11 protein-coding genes are annotated in these 16,725 nt (G+C 45.8%); 6 read left to right on the top strand and 5 right to left on the bottom strand.

Translation table 11 applies throughout. The features are described from left to right. Nucleotides 1-15 precede the first annotated feature (15 nt). The 3 genes from AC0YN6_RS14175 to AC0YN6_RS14165 all read right to left on the bottom strand — a co-directional run bounded on the left by AC0YN6_RS14175 (nucleotide 16) and on the right by AC0YN6_RS14165 (nucleotide 6,421). Nucleotides 16-3,819 carry a phospholipid carrier-dependent glycosyltransferase gene (locus AC0YN6_RS14175; RefSeq protein ID WP_475747586.1) on the bottom strand — a complete coding sequence of 1,268 codons (3,804 nt, stop codon included), beginning with the start codon at nucleotides 3,817-3,819 and terminating at the stop codon, nucleotides 16-18. A gap of 170 nt (nucleotides 3,820-3,989) precedes the next feature. After that, the gene (locus tag AC0YN6_RS14170; protein ID WP_475747585.1) at nucleotides 3,990-5,387 is read right to left on the bottom strand and encodes a CDP-glycerol glycerophosphotransferase family protein; all 1,398 of its coding nucleotides are present in this window, start codon (nucleotides 5,385-5,387) and stop codon (nucleotides 3,990-3,992) included. Between the two features lie 8 nt (nucleotides 5,388-5,395). Further along, a complete protein-coding gene (locus AC0YN6_RS14165) occupies nucleotides 5,396-6,421 on the bottom strand; it encodes a polysaccharide biosynthesis protein (RefSeq protein WP_475747584.1) in 1,026 nt (341 codons plus the stop codon). Between the two features lie 271 nt (nucleotides 6,422-6,692). Here AC0YN6_RS14165 and AC0YN6_RS14160 point away from each other — a divergent pair, with 271 nt between their 5' ends. From AC0YN6_RS14160 to AC0YN6_RS14145, 4 genes are all read left to right on the top strand, one after another. Next, a complete protein-coding gene (locus AC0YN6_RS14160; protein ID WP_475747583.1) occupies nucleotides 6,693-7,808 on the top strand; it encodes a DegT/DnrJ/EryC1/StrS family aminotransferase in 1,116 nt (371 codons plus the stop codon). Between the two features lie 5 nt (nucleotides 7,809-7,813). Further along, nucleotides 7,814-8,851 (top strand): N-acetylneuraminate synthase, encoded by a 1,038-nt coding sequence (gene neuB, locus AC0YN6_RS14155; protein WP_475747581.1) that lies wholly within the window; start codon nucleotides 7,814-7,816, stop codon nucleotides 8,849-8,851. Between the two features lie 10 nt (nucleotides 8,852-8,861). After that, on the top strand, nucleotides 8,862-10,001 hold the full coding sequence (gene neuC, locus AC0YN6_RS14150) for a UDP-N-acetylglucosamine 2-epimerase (protein WP_475747579.1): 1,140 nt from the start codon (nucleotides 8,862-8,864) through the stop codon (nucleotides 9,999-10,001). 95 nt (nucleotides 10,002-10,096) lie between these two features. Continuing rightward, a complete protein-coding gene (locus AC0YN6_RS14145; protein WP_475747578.1) occupies nucleotides 10,097-11,197 on the top strand; it encodes a YheC/YheD family endospore coat-associated protein in 1,101 nt (366 codons plus the stop codon). 403 nt (nucleotides 11,198-11,600) lie between these two features. Here the strand turns inward: AC0YN6_RS14145 and AC0YN6_RS14140 are convergent, their stop codons facing one another. Both AC0YN6_RS14140 and AC0YN6_RS14135 read right to left on the bottom strand, forming a co-directional pair. Continuing rightward, a complete protein-coding gene (locus AC0YN6_RS14140; protein ID WP_475747577.1) occupies nucleotides 11,601-12,644 on the bottom strand; it encodes an N-acetylneuraminate synthase family protein in 1,044 nt (347 codons plus the stop codon). 14 nt (nucleotides 12,645-12,658) lie between these two features. Next, nucleotides 12,659-13,456, bottom strand: coding sequence for a cytidylyltransferase domain-containing protein (locus AC0YN6_RS14135; protein ID WP_475747576.1), 798 nt, complete (start codon nucleotides 13,454-13,456; stop codon nucleotides 12,659-12,661). 216 nt (nucleotides 13,457-13,672) lie between these two features. Here AC0YN6_RS14135 and AC0YN6_RS14130 point away from each other — a divergent pair, with 216 nt between their 5' ends. Both AC0YN6_RS14130 and AC0YN6_RS14125 read left to right on the top strand, forming a co-directional pair. Then, nucleotides 13,673-15,061, top strand: a complete 1,389-nt coding sequence (locus AC0YN6_RS14130) for a glycosyltransferase family protein (protein ID WP_475747575.1) — start codon at nucleotides 13,673-13,675, stop codon at nucleotides 15,059-15,061. Nucleotides 15,062-15,506: 445 nt separating this feature from the next. Then, a complete protein-coding gene (locus AC0YN6_RS14125; RefSeq protein ID WP_475747574.1) occupies nucleotides 15,507-15,866 on the top strand; it encodes a hypothetical protein in 360 nt (119 codons plus the stop codon). The last annotated feature ends 859 nt before the right edge of the window (nucleotides 15,867-16,725 follow it).

Here is a 16,725-nt window from a genome sequence, read left to right as displayed (position 1 = left end):
TATGACCCCTTTCTATTAAAATAACCAGCTTGGAAACCAACGCAGTACATGCTCGACATACCAGCTTTTCACTGTCATACCGGAAAGTGCAGGGTAATAAACAATAAATAACAAAATGGCAGCAGCAACAAACACATTTCGTACAACCTTGAAGCTCGGCCTTTTCTCTTCAATCACCTTGAACATATAAACCAAGCTCAGAATGATGAACGGCACCATTGCAAAATAGTGATAAAGGAACGTGAGGCGCGTCACCAGCATCCAAGGCACATACTGTGCAAGGAAAGCGATCCATATGGTATACATCGCTCGGTCTTTCCGTTTAATACTGATCCAAATCGACGCTGTCATTGCAAAAATACCTGCCCACCAAATGAGCGGATTACCCATCGCCACAATGGTAGACTTTAAGCCAGCAGCCATGTTGTCACCTGAATAATACCATACCGGCCTCTTCATGAACGGCCATTCCCACCATGAGGATGCGAATGGATGTGTCGATACAAGCTTGCTATGATAACTGAACATATGCTTCTGATAATTAACTAAGCTCTTTAAGGTATATCCTTCATCCATCACCGTCAGTACTGGAATATAGGATAACGCATAGATGGCAAGTGGAATAACGATATAAAACACGAGACAAACAGCTAGCGTTATGATCGTATAACGCGGGAATACATTAATAATATGCTGCAGCTTGTCCTGACTAAAGACAGCCTCTTTCTTGCTCTGATTTAGAACCCGTTTGGCTGCTGCATACTCCCTATATCGATCAAATAATGAAATACCGAGCATAATAGCTAAACCTGCGCCCCCATAAAGCACAATCCACTTAGATGCAACTCCGATTCCAAAAAACAAACCGGCAAGAAACAACGGAAGCAGCGTTACGCCTAGCTTAACCCGATAGAAACTTAACGAATAATATTTGTGCATGAAATAAAACATCAGCATAATAAAGAACACACCGTAAACGTCAATCGTTGCAATTCTTGTTTGCGTAAAATGCATAAAGTCTGCTGCTAATAAAGCCGTAGCCACGCCAGCATAGATACTGCTTTTAAACAGCCTTCTAGCGAATACATACATGAGTGGAAGCATCGCAATCCCAAACAGCGTGCCGGCAATACGCCAGCCGAACGGATTAAGACCAAACAACTTGATGCCAATCGCAATAATGATTTTGCCAAGCGGCGGATGTGTATTCTCGTAGGCAACAATTTGCTCCAAATGCTCATATGCCGTACGGGCATGATAAATCTCATCGAAATAGGAGCCATTCATATAAGTTGCTTCATATTTCGCACGCTGCTGCTCGTCAAAGAGCAGTGACACGCTGCCTCTCTTGGCATCCTTCGCTTGCGTATCATTTATTCCAATGATCGAGAGCGGGATCTGGTTGCCTTGCTCATAGATCGCAAGCTCATGCATAGAGAATCCTGTTTGAACCGTTGTAAGCTTCACATAACGAGCTGCTAGCGCCGCTGGTTGACTGTTCCAAGTAAACACAGCAACATGCGTGCTGTCGATTTCCATCACGTTGTCCCAATCAGTTCCATTTTGACTGAATTCGTATTTGTATTTCCCTGTACCGACTCCTCCAAAGCTATTCACGCGATCAAGCTGCTTAACATCACCTAAATCAACGTAAAAGCTTTGTCCAACCGCCGCAGGCTGCCAAGCCGTTGCTGGACCCTTCATCTCACCAAGCTGGAATAGTGCGACAACCGCATAAATAAGCGTTATCGCTCCCATCCATAACCAATCTTTGCGTACGAGTCGTAAATTATCCTTCTTCATTCTTGAGGCAGCTTCAACCTTAAATGCGGACAAAATTTTATGATCCGACTGTTTAAGATCCTCCGCTAATAAAGGATTTATTAGCTTCAATCTGCCGCTTGCATAATTATCATAGCCGATATAAAGCAAATAAATCAGCAGTCCAATATTAGCTAACGAGCACAATAGCACAATCCCATTAAAGGGTACATTTGTCGTAACTTTGCTATAGTCAAGCACATAAGCAATATTAATGAAGTTCGTGATGCTGAATCCAAAATAAACCATGAGCATTCTTCGATCAAGCGTTTGTATGAAAGCGAAAATTCCGAGCAATAGTACAGGAAACATGTAACGCTCATGCATCTTCGTCACGCCCATAAACACGACAACTATAAGCACCATCGCTATAAAGTAAGAGCGCTTTGACGATTCACTATCGTGCTTTTTCAGTGCAAAAAATATCGATAATGCTACTGCGGCCAAAATAAAAATGGTCCCCCAGGTTTGGAACGAGAACAACAGCCACGTATCGGTAATCGGCTTCCAATTGGCATTGCTCAGCGCATAGAAGTTAAAAGCGTTTAGCGTCGCATAAGGGTAAGAAGATAACGTTCCCGAGTACAATTTCATAAGGCCTGAAATCCCGCCATTACCCCAAAAGAAAGGAAGAGCGAGCAAAATAAATGTTGTAAATCCGTAGAAAGCGCTGACCGGAATTTTCTTCCACGCTCTACGATAAACGAACCATAACAGCAGCACCGGCATGAAGATGAACGCTTGCGGCTTAATAAGCGCTGCAATTGCGAACAGTATGGATGCACGCTCGATTTTATTTTCTACCAATCCATGGATGGACAGCACGAGTGCTAAAGCAAAGATCGAATCGACTTGACCCCACGCCGCTGAGTCTATAATTATGGCAGGATTGAATAAGAATAGCAGTGCAAGTCCTAACGAAACTGAATAACCCGCTTTCTTCTTGCCAATTTGGAAAACAAAATAAGCAGCTGCCAAATCAGCTATAATCGCAGGCAGTTTAAATAAAAGCATTGCTCCATCAGAACCTGAACCTAGAGACAGCATATCTTTCACTACACCTAATACATACAGAATATAAATATAACCCGGAGGATAATCCACAAACATTTCTGTATGATAAAAGCCGGACAGCCCTTGCTTCGCGGCATGGTCGGCCCAAGCCATGAACAAAGCAATATCATTCGCATAACCACTGCTTGAAACAGCTATCCCTAATCGTAGAATAAGCGCCCCGATAAACACGATTATAAGAGTAGCTTTATGTACATGCCGCTTCTCGTCCAGCCAGTTTCTTTCTCGAAACAGCTTCCTATAAATGATCGCAAACATCAAGCTGAACAGTGCTCCGAACAAAATAAGAGGAAGTACAGAGCCGCCAGCCGCCGCTTCATTACCTTGACTTGATTCTGCTGGCACCAAGCTGAACACCTCTACTCCAGCAGGTGCCTTCGATACCTTCTCTACGCTGACATCATCAAAATACGCTTTCCCCGTATTAATACTCCCGTAGCCGCCTAGACTTGCGCCAAACGTAATACTCTTCTGATCCTTACCCGTCTTCGCATAAAAATGAACATAGGCCCATTTTCCGTTTGTATCCTTCACTTCAGGATACGAGACTGCTATGCCGTCTACGAAAAAATGAGCTCCTGTTGCTGCCAATCCAACTTGCTCCGTCTTCACATAACCAGAAAACTTATAAATTGATTTTGGTTTTACATTTATCGTTTGTACCCAACGTGAATGATTGGCTTGCTTATTCTCAATTACCGCAGAATAGATTCCTGTATGGGCCTCTTCGTCGCTGATCGTATAAGATGTGATTTGCTCTTCCTTTAAATAGGCATCATAGCCCCAATCATTGGGTATGACGTCCGATACGTTCTCGAAGCTAGTATTTTTCAATAGATTATTCGCAGCTTGACCGATTACGGCAGGCCATAGAAAAGTTAAGAGTAGGATAGTAATTACAGTGCGAATGGACATTTTCATCATCGTTCCAGTTTCCACCTCATATCGGCATTAGTACGAGCTTCTACAGTAACATACAACTTAACTTTATTAGATAATAGTACGATGGTCAATGAAATCAACAAAAAAACGCAGCCGTCTTCTAAGAAGAACAGGCTGCTTCTAACATGAATAGGATTTCAATTTTCAATTTGCTAACGATGCTTCGCTAACCTCTTCGGTATAGAGGCTGTGGTCGCGGTAAGACGGCGCAGTGAAGACCAGATGAATTGATTGCTGTTACCTGTTGGTTTCACCTTATCAATGACTCCCACTCTTGCATGCAGCGAGGTCAGGTATGTCCGGTTGGCAATCGCTTTGGAAAATATCTGTTTTAGTCCAGCTGCAGAATGGAAACAGACCGGAGCGTTTCGAATGTAATATACAAAGCCAGGCTTACGATAAAAAATAACAGGTTTAGCGCTGATAAGAGCCTCGTATGCGACAGAGGAGTACGGTGTAATCACCACGTCTGATCGGTCAATCATCTCATTGAGAGGCACTAGGCCATGTCTAAAAACTTTAGAATTTCTGCATCTCAAACTTTTGCGAAAAAACGAACTGTTTCCTTGATCCGGATGCAATTTATATGAAACCGCTATTTTTCCATTTAAAGGTATGGATGCCAGCTCAATGGTTCGAATAAGGGTTTTATTGTATTGATTTCCTAACGGCTGTAAAGCAACAAGCACCTTCAGTTGAGCGCTGCCCATTTTTGCAGCGGCTTTATTACCTGTAGGTAAATTACGGTAGAAACATGGTCCGCTGACGACAATTTTGCTAGGTGGCGCCCCGTAAGATTTAAGAAAATCCGCATGAGACTTGCCCCATACGAAGTTAAGATCCGCATTGACTGGGAAATGTGCAATTGGGGCCATTAGTCCGTGCTGGATGTTAACTGTGTGCACGTTGCGTGATTGTGCAAAGGAAGTCATCAATGCCCCGTGATGATTGATAGTCGATCCATAGACTGTACGGCGTATGGAATATCGGTCGAACAGAGTATGCACGCGGCGCACATGCAGCATTGCCTTTTTGACGCGCGCCGTGAGCCACGATCGAAAGGCAGAATTACGGAAAGCGGCTGGCGTATGGACGGAGGATAAGAGTGTGCGCAGCTGTCCCATTGTCTTTTGGGCTATAGTGGGAGAAAGACCTGCCGGTGTAAGCCCATGCAAAAAAATGAGCGGACGGCATTCCTTTATCTTCAACATAGATCGGTATTCGCCTGGGTGATGGGCGACATACAAAATCTTTTCTCCTCCCGAGTCTTTCGTCATGCCAAATAGCTCAGCGCGGACAATCGTATAGCCGGATTTATTAAGATTAGGCTTAGCAGGCACGAGATAAGGACTGCAGGCAGCTTGCAAATTTCGAATTGGCCCCTTTTTTTTCAGCTTTGCATTTCCGAAAGCCTTGGAATGATGCAACACATATTTCTGAAAATCCCGCAGTATCAAGATGCCCAGCGGTACATTGTCGTAACGCAGTGACTTGAAAGCTTCTAAGAATTCTATACTATACCGCCAAATGGTCCAAGTTTTATTATGCATATGAACCTCTATTCCCCCCCGTAACTCGATAAAATCGCAATCAAATGCTCGATTGAAACCTTAGGAGCTTTATCTGAACGGTATATAGTAACTGCAGATGGCTGGAAGTGTCGAAATTTAAGCCCCTCTATGGATATAGGAAGAACGACATACAATTCATCATCTTCAACTAAAGTCGCTAATTCGTCTTCAGTAAGCAATTCCTCATGAAACTTTTCTCCCGGCCGAGCTCCGACAATCTGCACAGCTGGCACAGGCAATCCTTTGTTCAGGCAGTACTGCTGAACCGCAATGCTCAAATCCTCAAGCTTCAATGACTCCATCTTCAAAATAAAAGTCTCTCCGCCTTCACAATAGCAAGCTGCTTTAATTGTCAAGTTGGCCGCCTCTTGAATTGACATAAAAAAACGAGTCATGCTGGGGTCCGTGATCGTCATTGGTTTTCCGGTCAAAGCTTGATTCATCAGAACGGGAAATACCGAGCCCCTCGAGCCGATCACATTACCGAAACGTACAGAGCAAAATTTCGTGTCATTATTATTAAGCCGGTAGTTCGCTTGCTTGAACAATTTTTCAGTAATCAGCTTGGTGGCCCCCATTGTGTTGCTGGGGTTGATTGCCTTGTCGGTACTGATGTTGATGACCTTCTTAACTTTATTCAAGATACTGGCGCGAATGACGTTGTCACTGCCGTAATTGTTTGTTTTCACCGCTTCGAACGGGTTTTCCTCACAGATGGGAACCTGCTTCAAAGCTGCTGCATGAAACACGTAATCCATCCCTCTCACGGCAAAGTTTACGGAATCATAATCGCGTATATCTCCCAGTATGAATTGAAGTCGTTTTTCGTTCGCATATTTCAGCTTCATTAAATACTGCTTCGAATCGTCTCGGTTAAATACGACGATTTGCTCCGGCTCGTATGTGAGCAGCGTTGAAACGATTTGTTCGCCAATGGAGCCGGTACCTCCCGTTACAAAAATTTTTTTATTTCTAAAAAAGCTAGATATCTGTTGGGATGATATGGACATCATTCCCCCTCCTTCGAGATGAATGGCTGCAATTTAGACTCGTTTAAGTAAAGCGCTCTGCATGATGCGGGCGACATATTAGAGACAGCTGCGGAGTGGTTGTCTAATACTCTATTTTATGTTTTGAGAGAAGGTACGGTTATAGGTCATTCATCTATCTTTGCGATTTAGAAGAGAAGATAGGCAAACCATCAGGAGCAACAACTGACCGGAATAAATATATTAATACTAGACTGCTTCTTATCAAAGCTGCATCGGAAAGGATCGATTATTAATGGAGGTTCCTTTATCCAGGCCTGATATTACTAGTTTAGAAAAAAAATACGTGATGAAGGTGTTAAACTCCGGGCAGCTCAGCTTCGGAGAAACACTTCACCAGTTTGAACAAAGCTTTTGCAATACGTTTAATGTCTCCTATGCAGCAGCGATGAACAGCGGAACAAGTGCACTTCATGTTGCTGTCAAAGCGTTAGGGCTGCACACCGGCGACGAAGTGATCACAACGCCGTACAGTTTTGTCGCATCTGGCAACTGTTTGCTTTACGAAGGTATCAAACCCGTATTCGTCGATATCGACTCTGATACGTTTAACATCGATACTACGCTTATCGAACCGGCCATTACGCCGAATACGAAAGCGATCTTGGTCGTTCATGTATTCGGTCAGCCATGTAATATGGATGAGATTCAGAGAATTGCGGATAAGCATAAGCTCTTTATTATTGAAGATGCATGCGAAGCAATAGGAGCGACCTGGAAAGGCAAGCCGGTCGGTACGCTCGGAGATATGGGCGTCTTCGCTTTTTATCCAAACAAACAAATTACGACCGGGGAAGGCGGCATACTGATTACAAATAACGAGCGTTACTTTAAACTTGCAAGCAGTCTCCGCAACCAAGGACGCGATCCGGGAAGTGACTGGCTGACACACGATCGCATCGGTTACAACTATCGAATGTCCGATCTGCAGGCTGCCGTCGGATTGGCCCAGATGGAAAGGTTGACGACGATTTTGTCCAAGCGCGAGCGAGCCGCAGCGTTTTATACTCACTTGATTCTCAAAGCTGGGCTGCCAGTGAAAATTTTAAAGCCGCTGCCTGATTCGACAATGAGTTGGTTCGTCTTTATCGTTATGCTTCCAGACGGCGCAAATCGCGATTTTGTGATCGCGCGGCTGGCGCGAAATGGCGTCCAAAGCAAACCGTATTTCCCCTCCATCCACTTGTTTCCAGTCTACCGAAGCCAGTACGGGTTTCATCCCGGAGATTTCCCGATCAGCGAAAGCACGTCAGATCGGACGATCGCTATCCCTTTCTATTCAAATATAACGTTCAAAGAGCAATCACATGTCGTTAAGAGTCTTAGCGAAGCGTTACAGGGGGAGGAATGACTACTGTGGAGCTGAGGATCGGAAAACATACCATCTCGAATGCTCACCCGATGTACGTCATCGCGGAAATCGGTGTCAACCATAACGGCTCGCTTGAGACGGCCAAAGAAATGATCGTTTCCGCCCGCAATTGCGGCGCTGACGCTGTGAAATTTCAAATGTTCCGCAGTGAAGACCTCGTATCCGATCAGGCGGCGCTGGTCGAGTATCAGAAAGCTTCCACTTCCGATTCGACTCAGCTCGAGATGCTGCGTCGTCTGGAGCTGGACGAAGCTGCGTTTCTCGAGCTGAAAAGCTTCTGTGATACGTTAGGCATAACGTTTCTTGCCACCCCATTCGATACGAAAAGCGCCTACACGCTCAACCAAATGGGGATCGAGACGTTTAAGATCGGGAGCGGCGACATCACTAATTTACAATTGCTTGCAGCCGTCGGCTCCTTCTGCAAGCCGGTCATCCTATCGACCGGAATGACGACGCTAGGCGAGATAGAAACAGCCCTTGCCGTACTGAAGCAAGCTCCGAAAGTGGCGCTGCTGCACTGTACCTCTGCTTATCCGGCTCCCTATAACAGTATTAACCTGCGTGTCATCGAGACGCTAAAGTCGGCTTTCGGCGGTATTATAGGCTACTCCGACCATTCGGTTGGGATGGAAATACCGATTGCTGCAACTGCTCTCGGATACAAGATTTTGGAGAAGCATTTTACGTTGGACCGCACCATGCCCGGACCGGATCATCAAGCTTCGATGGAGCCAGAGCCCTTTAAACGGATGATCGAAGCAATTCGGCATGTCGAGCTGGCGCTTGGCATTACGCAGAAACGAGTGACTGAGGTGGAAGAGCTGACGAGGGAATTGGTCCGTCGGGGCGTATATGCAGGGAAGGACCTACCTGCCGGTCACGTAATACTGGAGGCGGATCTGCAGCTATTACGACCTCTCGGAGAGATTGACGCCGCACAATATAAGCAGCTGCTCGGCAAAAAGACTACGCATTCGTTCAAGAAGGGCGAACCGCTCTCTTGGCTAGGGCTAGCGTAAGGAGGCCATTATGAACATTATTTGCATTACGGGAACGAGGGCGGATTACGGTATTTACCGCCCTCTTCTTCTTGAGCTTCAGCGTGAACTTAATATAGAGCTAAAGCTGGTCGCCACCGGCATGCATGTGCTGGACGAATACGGGAACACGATTGATCAAATTCAAAAGGATGGTTTATCCGTAGCGGGAACGCCGTCCATATTAGTAAAAGGCGATTCCACCTATGCGATGTCCCAGTCGGTCGGACTCGGGATCATTTATTTCTCCGATATTTTCCAATATATCAAACCTGACTTCATTCTGCTGTTAGGCGACCGAGGCGAAATGCTCGCAGCAGCAATTGCAGCGCATTATCAAAATATCGGCATTGTCCATCTTCATGGCGGAGAGTGCAGCGGGTCGGCGGACGATACGGTACGCCACGCGATTTCGACGTTTGCTCACCTGCACTTCGTATCGAGTGTAGAAGCTCAGCATTTCCTCGTTAACCGCGGCGAAGCGCATTGGCGGGTTATTCCGGTAGGTTCGCTTAGAAAAACGGAAGTGCAGAGAGTATACGATCTCAAGGCTTCGGAACGCGAGCGGCTCATGACCCATTATGAGCTTGCGACGGCGTATCCCAAAGTGCTCGTGGCCATGCACCCCGATTCGAAGGATCCGATTTCGTTTGATGCGCAAATTGAACCGGTGCTGCAAGCGCTGCGCAGCATGAAGCAGACGCAGTATATTGTCATCGGTCCGAACAGCGACGCGGGCGGGGAAATATTCAAGGAAAGGCTGAGCAGCTTCGTCCAAGAGAGTTCTCTTCGTCGCTACTATGCTTCAGTGCCTTCGAGCGATTATTTGTTCCTCTTATCTCAAGCCGACCTGCTCGTCGGAAACAGCAGCAGCGGCATCATTGAAGCGCCATTCTTCCAGCTGCCATTCGTCAATATCGGCGCAAGACAACGAAACCGCACGCATGCGGCCAATGTCATTCATGTTGATTATGAAGAAACGAATATTATGGAGGCGGTCACCGCTTCACTGGAAGCAAGCAGAGGGACGATCGTAGAAAATCCATATGACCTGTGCGACTGCCCGGAGCAGGAAATCGTGCACATGCTGAAGCAGCTGGCGGAACATCCGCAGCTTCTAAACAAGCGATAAAAGCGGAGCATTCCGTATTCAATGGCATATGACCATACCTTCACCTGATCACCTTCATATCTTATATCATAAAATTAGATAAAGGAGTGGTATCCTTGCATCCTCCCTATGTGGGTATTCTAGTAAACAATAACTTGCATCGCAAGATTTCCTCCGGCGCATCGGACTATGAAAACGTAGACCTTTACGTAAAGGCAGGTGAAAAATACGGCATTACCCCCTGTTTCTTCCGACTGTGCGATCTTCGGACAGGACAATCGACTGTGAAGGCTTACGTAAAACTAAACAAGGGTTACGTTCGGAAGAATGTCCCTGCTCCCTCGGTCATACACAATCGGGCAATCTTTTCAAGCAAAAGTCAAATTCGTCGATTGTCTTCGTTCCTGCATAGCGGACGAATTCTATTTAACCGCCGAAATCGTTACGGCAAGCTTCATGTTCACCGCTTGCTATGGCAAGACGCGAAGTTGCGCCCGCATATGCCAACGACCGATCGGGCCACAGCGGCCGCAATTCAAAGGATGATGATGCAGTCCGACTCTCTGATCGTCAAGCCGAACAGCAGCAGTGTCGGGCGTGGCATCATGCGTATAGACCGAACGAAAGCGGGTTGGAAGCTGACGTACCCGGTATCGCTCAGTTATTTGAAACAAAAGTGGCGCTCCATCGAATGGAAAGGAAAGCATCTTCCCCCAGTACTTCAGAAACGCATTCGAAGCACGTTCTACATCGTGCAGCAGCTCTTGCCTCTCGCAACTTTCAAAGGGAGTCCCTTCGATCTGCGCGTCTCCGTGCAGCGAACTGCGGACGGTAAATGGGGTATGACCGGTATCGTAGCGAAAGTGGCCCCGAAGCACACGTTCGTGACGAACGTAGCTCAAGGCGGAAGTACGTGTCAGTTGCGCAAAATACTTCAAAAAGAGTATGCGAATTTAGATATAGATGATATAGAAAAGCGCATCTACAACCTTTCCATGCGAATCGCTTCCCAGCTATCCAAACAACTTCCCCATATGGCCGATTTAGGGCTCGACATAGGTATTACGACTGACGGGCATCCGATGTTCATCGAATGCAACGGCAGAGACCAGCGTTACAGCTTTCGCGATGCCGGCATGATGGACGTGTGGACGGCTACCTATGATAATCCAATCGGTTACGCCAAATACTTGCTCAACAATAACTCCGATGCATAAGCATCGGAGTTATTGTTGAGCAAGCATTAGAAATATCGGGATGGTACCGATTGGAGACCTGCGCTACTGTCGAGTGATGGACTGGGATATTCCACCTACTACCTTTAATGAATGGGTGAGAATCCATGTAGGCAATGCTGTTGGACTTTTGCGAGCAACTACGGATAGGTTTCAATCTGCCAAACCAATTTACCTTATATATTTCAGGTAATCGGAGAATGTATAGAAAAATGATGAGGCGACCATTTGAGTATGCTAAATCTCTTGCTGGGTTTTCCTAGAAGAAGCAGGAGAACTTTAGAATGCGAAACAGACGGAAAACCAAGGGCATAAGGTCCTTGGTTTTTTTGCAAAAGTAACAAACCCTGAAGACAATAAGATAGTCATTCCTCTTTCCGTTACTTTATATAGAATCATCCCCATTAATAGATTTCCATGAAAACGCCTGCTCCTCACCCACCGATTGCAGCAACGTCCGTCCTAATAGTTTGTCGAAATCGTCCGGGGCCATATCCGACCAATTTTCTGTACGCTTAAACTGAATATCCCTCTCCGTCAAAACCTCGCCGATCGGTAAATCTCGCGCGGCTACCATTTGCTTGCGAGAATGTACATACTTTTTCTCATCCTCTTTCAGCTCGAATTTCGAAGGCCCGCTCATTTGCGAAATCATATTCGTGTTTTCTGTAAATTGAATAAACGTATTTGCTTCAATGGCGGATTCGTCGTCTATCCGTTTGCTCACAAAATCCAACGTGACATGCTGTTCAAATACGCGCGCTCCGAGTCCATATGCTGCTGCATAGGCGACATACCTCTCTTGTTCGGAATATGCTGCGGTATGATCGGCATACCCGACTGGAAAATCGAATAATTTTTCATACATGGGTATCTTTTGCAGATGCAGCGATGACGGAGGCGTCGGATACTGCTGTATCCCATACATGAAGACGATATTTTTCTTGGGCGACAGCATGCGGACCGTATATTCGATATCGAGCAATGTCGCTCCTCCCACACCGACGAATAACGGCTGCTCCGCTTGAGACAGCTTCCTAAGCATGTAGGCATCATGCATGCTTGCTGCATGGATTGCCAAAGCATCAACTTTCTCATCGATCAGAAATTCAAGTCCCGGCAGCTCATCGGCCAATCCGACGATTGCGAGCTTGTTCATGCGGCAGCGAGCGAATACCTCCTTCCATTGTTCGCGACTGAGCAACCACTTTTGCAATCGCACAAATAAAGAATGATTCGATGCCATGTATGCATCCAATTCCAGCATAATATGAAGCTTCACCGCATCCGCCCCTGATGCTTTCAAAGAATCGATTACGTCGAGCAGATAGGAGATACTGCCTTCATGGTTGTAGGCCGTTTCTGCAATTCTGTAAATAGAGGAAGGCTTTTCCTTATCCTCACGGAAATACGTTTCCAATTGATTCATTCGTTATTCACCCTTTAGCTCTTATAGATTTGTTCCTTCATCAGCTGCAACCTTTCCATTTGATCATGATACAATCGCTCGATTTCCGTCTTTTTATCCGAAGCAAGCTGTTTTTGCACAACGTCGCGATTGAATACAGCGGCATAGGGCAGCCTATCTATTGCGCTTAAGACAGAGCCGAAGCTAGACCGTTCACCCAGCATTTCACCTAGCTGCTGCAAATACTGCAGATCCTCGTAGGTATCCAGAGTAAGCCTTACATCACGGTATTCCTCCTTACGAGCCTGTATGACGCGAACGTCGAATATATGGGGCTGATTTAACCAGTACCCCCATATTTCGGTGTCCGAATCCGTATTCTCCTTAAATGCAACCACGGTTTTCAAAGCCTCGTAACGAATGCCATAAATAGAAGCTCCTAACGGCAGTCCTTCCACATACATAAAGTCAGGTTTGCGCAGCAGCGCTTCATTGGTTAATAGATTCGCATATTCGACCGCAAAAAAAGGATTATCCGCCGTAATCGAAAGCACATAATCCAATCTATAAAATGTAGCAGCATCGTGTAGACGAAGAAGCACATCATCCGGATGCCCCATAAAATAATGTATGCGCTGGGCATGCGCGGCTTCGACTAACGGCGCGTCCTGTGGATTGGTCGAGGTGCACAGCACAATTTGATCTACCCGGCTTACCAGCTTAGCCCTTTCAATGACATGATCAATAACCGGCTTTCTCCCAATAGGAAGCAAAAGTTTAAGAGGGAGTCTTGTTGATTTCAATCTAGCCGTAATCAGTACGCCGATTTTCATAGCATGATCCTCCTTAATTATGGCCCCTTCTCTTCAGTTACACTCCATCGCAATGCTCATATATTCTATGACAAGCATGTGAAATATGATCTAGACAACTGTTTCAATGTATATATATATAAGCCAAAATTGGTTGATTGCCCCATGGCATTCGGCCTCTCTCTCACATACGATACATAAATGGATTTACCGCAGATTTAAGGGAGGTATATATAGATGATAAACTCGCAGCTTCGGGCATTTGACCTGACTGCAAATTTCTTTCATACATTTCGCAGCGTCAGGTACAAGCACGTTCCTGTCGTTAGAGCAATGGCTTATCCCTTCCATCTTCGTGCCGTTAAATCTTTCAAAGGCTCCAAACGGGCAGGCCTGCAGTGGATACGTAACCCCCGCCAAATGTACGACAAGTTGATCGCAAATGATAGAGTAACAGCAGTGCCTTATAAACCGAGCGAGCTTGGAAAAGCTAAAACGATATTTAGTTCTAAGGTTATAGATGGATTAGGCATTAATAGAAATCAAAATATCATTTGTATCGAAAAGAAGAATGGACGGAGTTTAAAGGCTCCCTATTACAATCCGGAAGCGTTCGGTCGTCTCCAAACGACCCACTACAACTCTTTATTGCTTCAAATCAAATCGATCGTGAACAAGAAAGGCGTACATCCTTACTTCAAGCGAAAAGGTTTCATGAATTGGATCACGTACCAGCTTCGCTCAGTTATGCGGAAAATTGACGGTCTCGATCAGTTGTTTTCAAAAAATAACATCAAAGCTATCATCCAGTCCTCATCCGTAAATCCGATGGGATATTTGCTCGTGCATATGGGCAAGCAGCGTCGTATTCCTACGATGAACATTCAATATGGACTGATCGACACGTATCAGATTTTATCTACCAACGTTGATCATTACGTTGCCTGGGGCGATCAGCATCGGAAGCGGCTTACACGCTATGGGACTCCGCAAAATAAGTTTCATCTGCTTGGGAACGCACGGTTCGATCCCATCTTTCATAGTAAATGGATGAACAAATCACAACTCTCGAACAAATTGGGCATTAACGGGAACAGAACGTTCTTCGTTTATCCCGAGCAGCCTTTAAAACAGCATCACAATCGAATCGTCATGCAGCGGATCATTCAAGCTCTGCTGCCATTCCGCAATAAAGTTGCGCTCCTCGTGAAGAAGCATCCTCGTCAGAAAGGAAGCGGATTGTCTCCTGGCATGATGCGCAAATACCCATTTGCTAAGCTTATTCGTCACCGCGCAATCCGTCTTTACGATCTGCTGAGCGGCGCGGACTGTGTATTTGTCCAGTTTTCCACTACTGGCCTCGAAGCCATGCTGTTCCATAAGCCCGTCATTGCGCTGGCCTTCTTCCCCAATACGAATAAACACGAATACTCTTATTATGCTTCAAGCAGACTGCTAACATCTGCGAAGGGACAAAAGCAGCTTCGGACGATTGTGTCGATATTCATGAAAAGAAGCTCCTATCGACGGCTTATGATGAATAAGCAGCAGAAATACCTTCTTGGCGCTTACAGCGGCAGCATGAACGCAAAAAACAATATTAATACGTTAATGGGATCCATTTAATAAGAAACAAAGGGTTGAGCAGCATGCTATTTCTGCTCAACCCTTTTTCACTTTTAGTTCACTTAATCTGCAATAGACGGTAGTGCTCCGATTATGCGCGCGAGTACGCCGACTGCTTTGCTATAGTCAGGAATATCTCGGGTAACCACTGTTCGCGCTCCGATGACACAGCCGATTCCAATACGGATGCCAGGAATGACAATAGTGCCAGTCCCAAGCTCGATAGTGGTTAGGCGAATGCGGCACGGACAAGCCGATCCATAATACTTTCCTTGAATCTAAATGACATGACTTATGCAGTTCCTTCCAAGCAATGGAAACCGTTTAATAGTCATAGAAATGTAAGCTAAAAACCGGAAAACCCTTGACTTTTGGAAATCATCCCAATAATCGCGAAGAATACCTTTTTTAACGGGTATACCTCTCGAGATAATAGGTGGTTTTGATGAAACAAACCCTTGAAAATCCACGATTTCGTAAGCTTTCACAAGGCGAATGTGCGGGAGCGCCAATCTTACGATCGCTTTGGGAAAAGGTCGATTTTTCATTACTCTTGACACAATCCGGGATATTCAAACGAAGCGGTGCTCCGTCATGGATGCTTTGCTTTATGTACATCATCGGATTGATCTCTGGATGCTCATCGGTTGTACAAATGAGCGAACTGGCTGGAAAAATTCTCTACTTGAACTCATGTTTAAACCTTACTAACTCGCACAATACACGCTCAGCCGGTTCTTCACAGTCCCTCATGCTTGGCGAACGTTTGGGAAAAAGCGCGTTGCAAGGCTCCAAGAAGAACTAGAAACTGCGCTTTAGGAAGGCGATGTTATTAATCTCGACGATACGCATAGCGCCTGGCGCAAAGTCTCTGACGATGAGGCTGGTTTAACCAAGTTTGATCTAGCCAGACAAATGCTTCTCATGCTGCGTGAGTCGGTCACTTGCCGCCTCTGGGTAGCGATGGACCGATGGTATTTATACAAAGACTTTTTCGTTTTCTTGCAAGAGCATAGGATGCATACAAGTGTTTAACCGCATCGGGAAAGGGTCTGTCTGCCGTAGCTATTTAGAAGGGACAACCTGTAACGAAACAACGATTCGTTCCAATCGCTGCCGTTGTCGCCATGCGTCTTAAAGAAGACGAGGAATTATGTGAAGTAAGAGAAGGTGCCCAAGATGACCCGGCAACCGACATGATACGCCAATGAAAGCACTAGAAGTGTACGGAAAGCGCTAGCGTATTGAAGTGTTTTTCCGCACAGCCAAACAAGAGCTTAGTTAGTTTTGAAAAGTGCCACTCTACATCCGAAGCGCACCAGCACGCACATATGGAAATGCTTCTTGCTGCGGAAACGCTACTTGCCTATGCTTTATGGCAAGTAAACAAAGAAAAAACGAGTGATGAGAGCCACACCCACGGCGAAATGGTTCGCGGTCTCTTTCACACTCGTTGCCAGGTTCGCACAAGAAACAACAAGTGTTTAAAGCGAATCTACATCGATTTTGACATAGAGGTACGCCGTTTTGCAAGCTCTTAAGAATCTCTCTATGACCATGTGGCCGGTTTATTCAAGCTCACCTTGCTTGGTTGTGAGCGCCAGCAGCGCTTCCTCCTGCGGGCCGATGTCGCTTGCTACAATGCGCCAGCGCACCGCCGTCTC

The sequence above is a fragment of the Paenibacillus sp. J22P15 genome (genome assembly GCF_056269345.1).
This window is presented reverse-complemented; position numbering and strand designations above follow the sequence as displayed.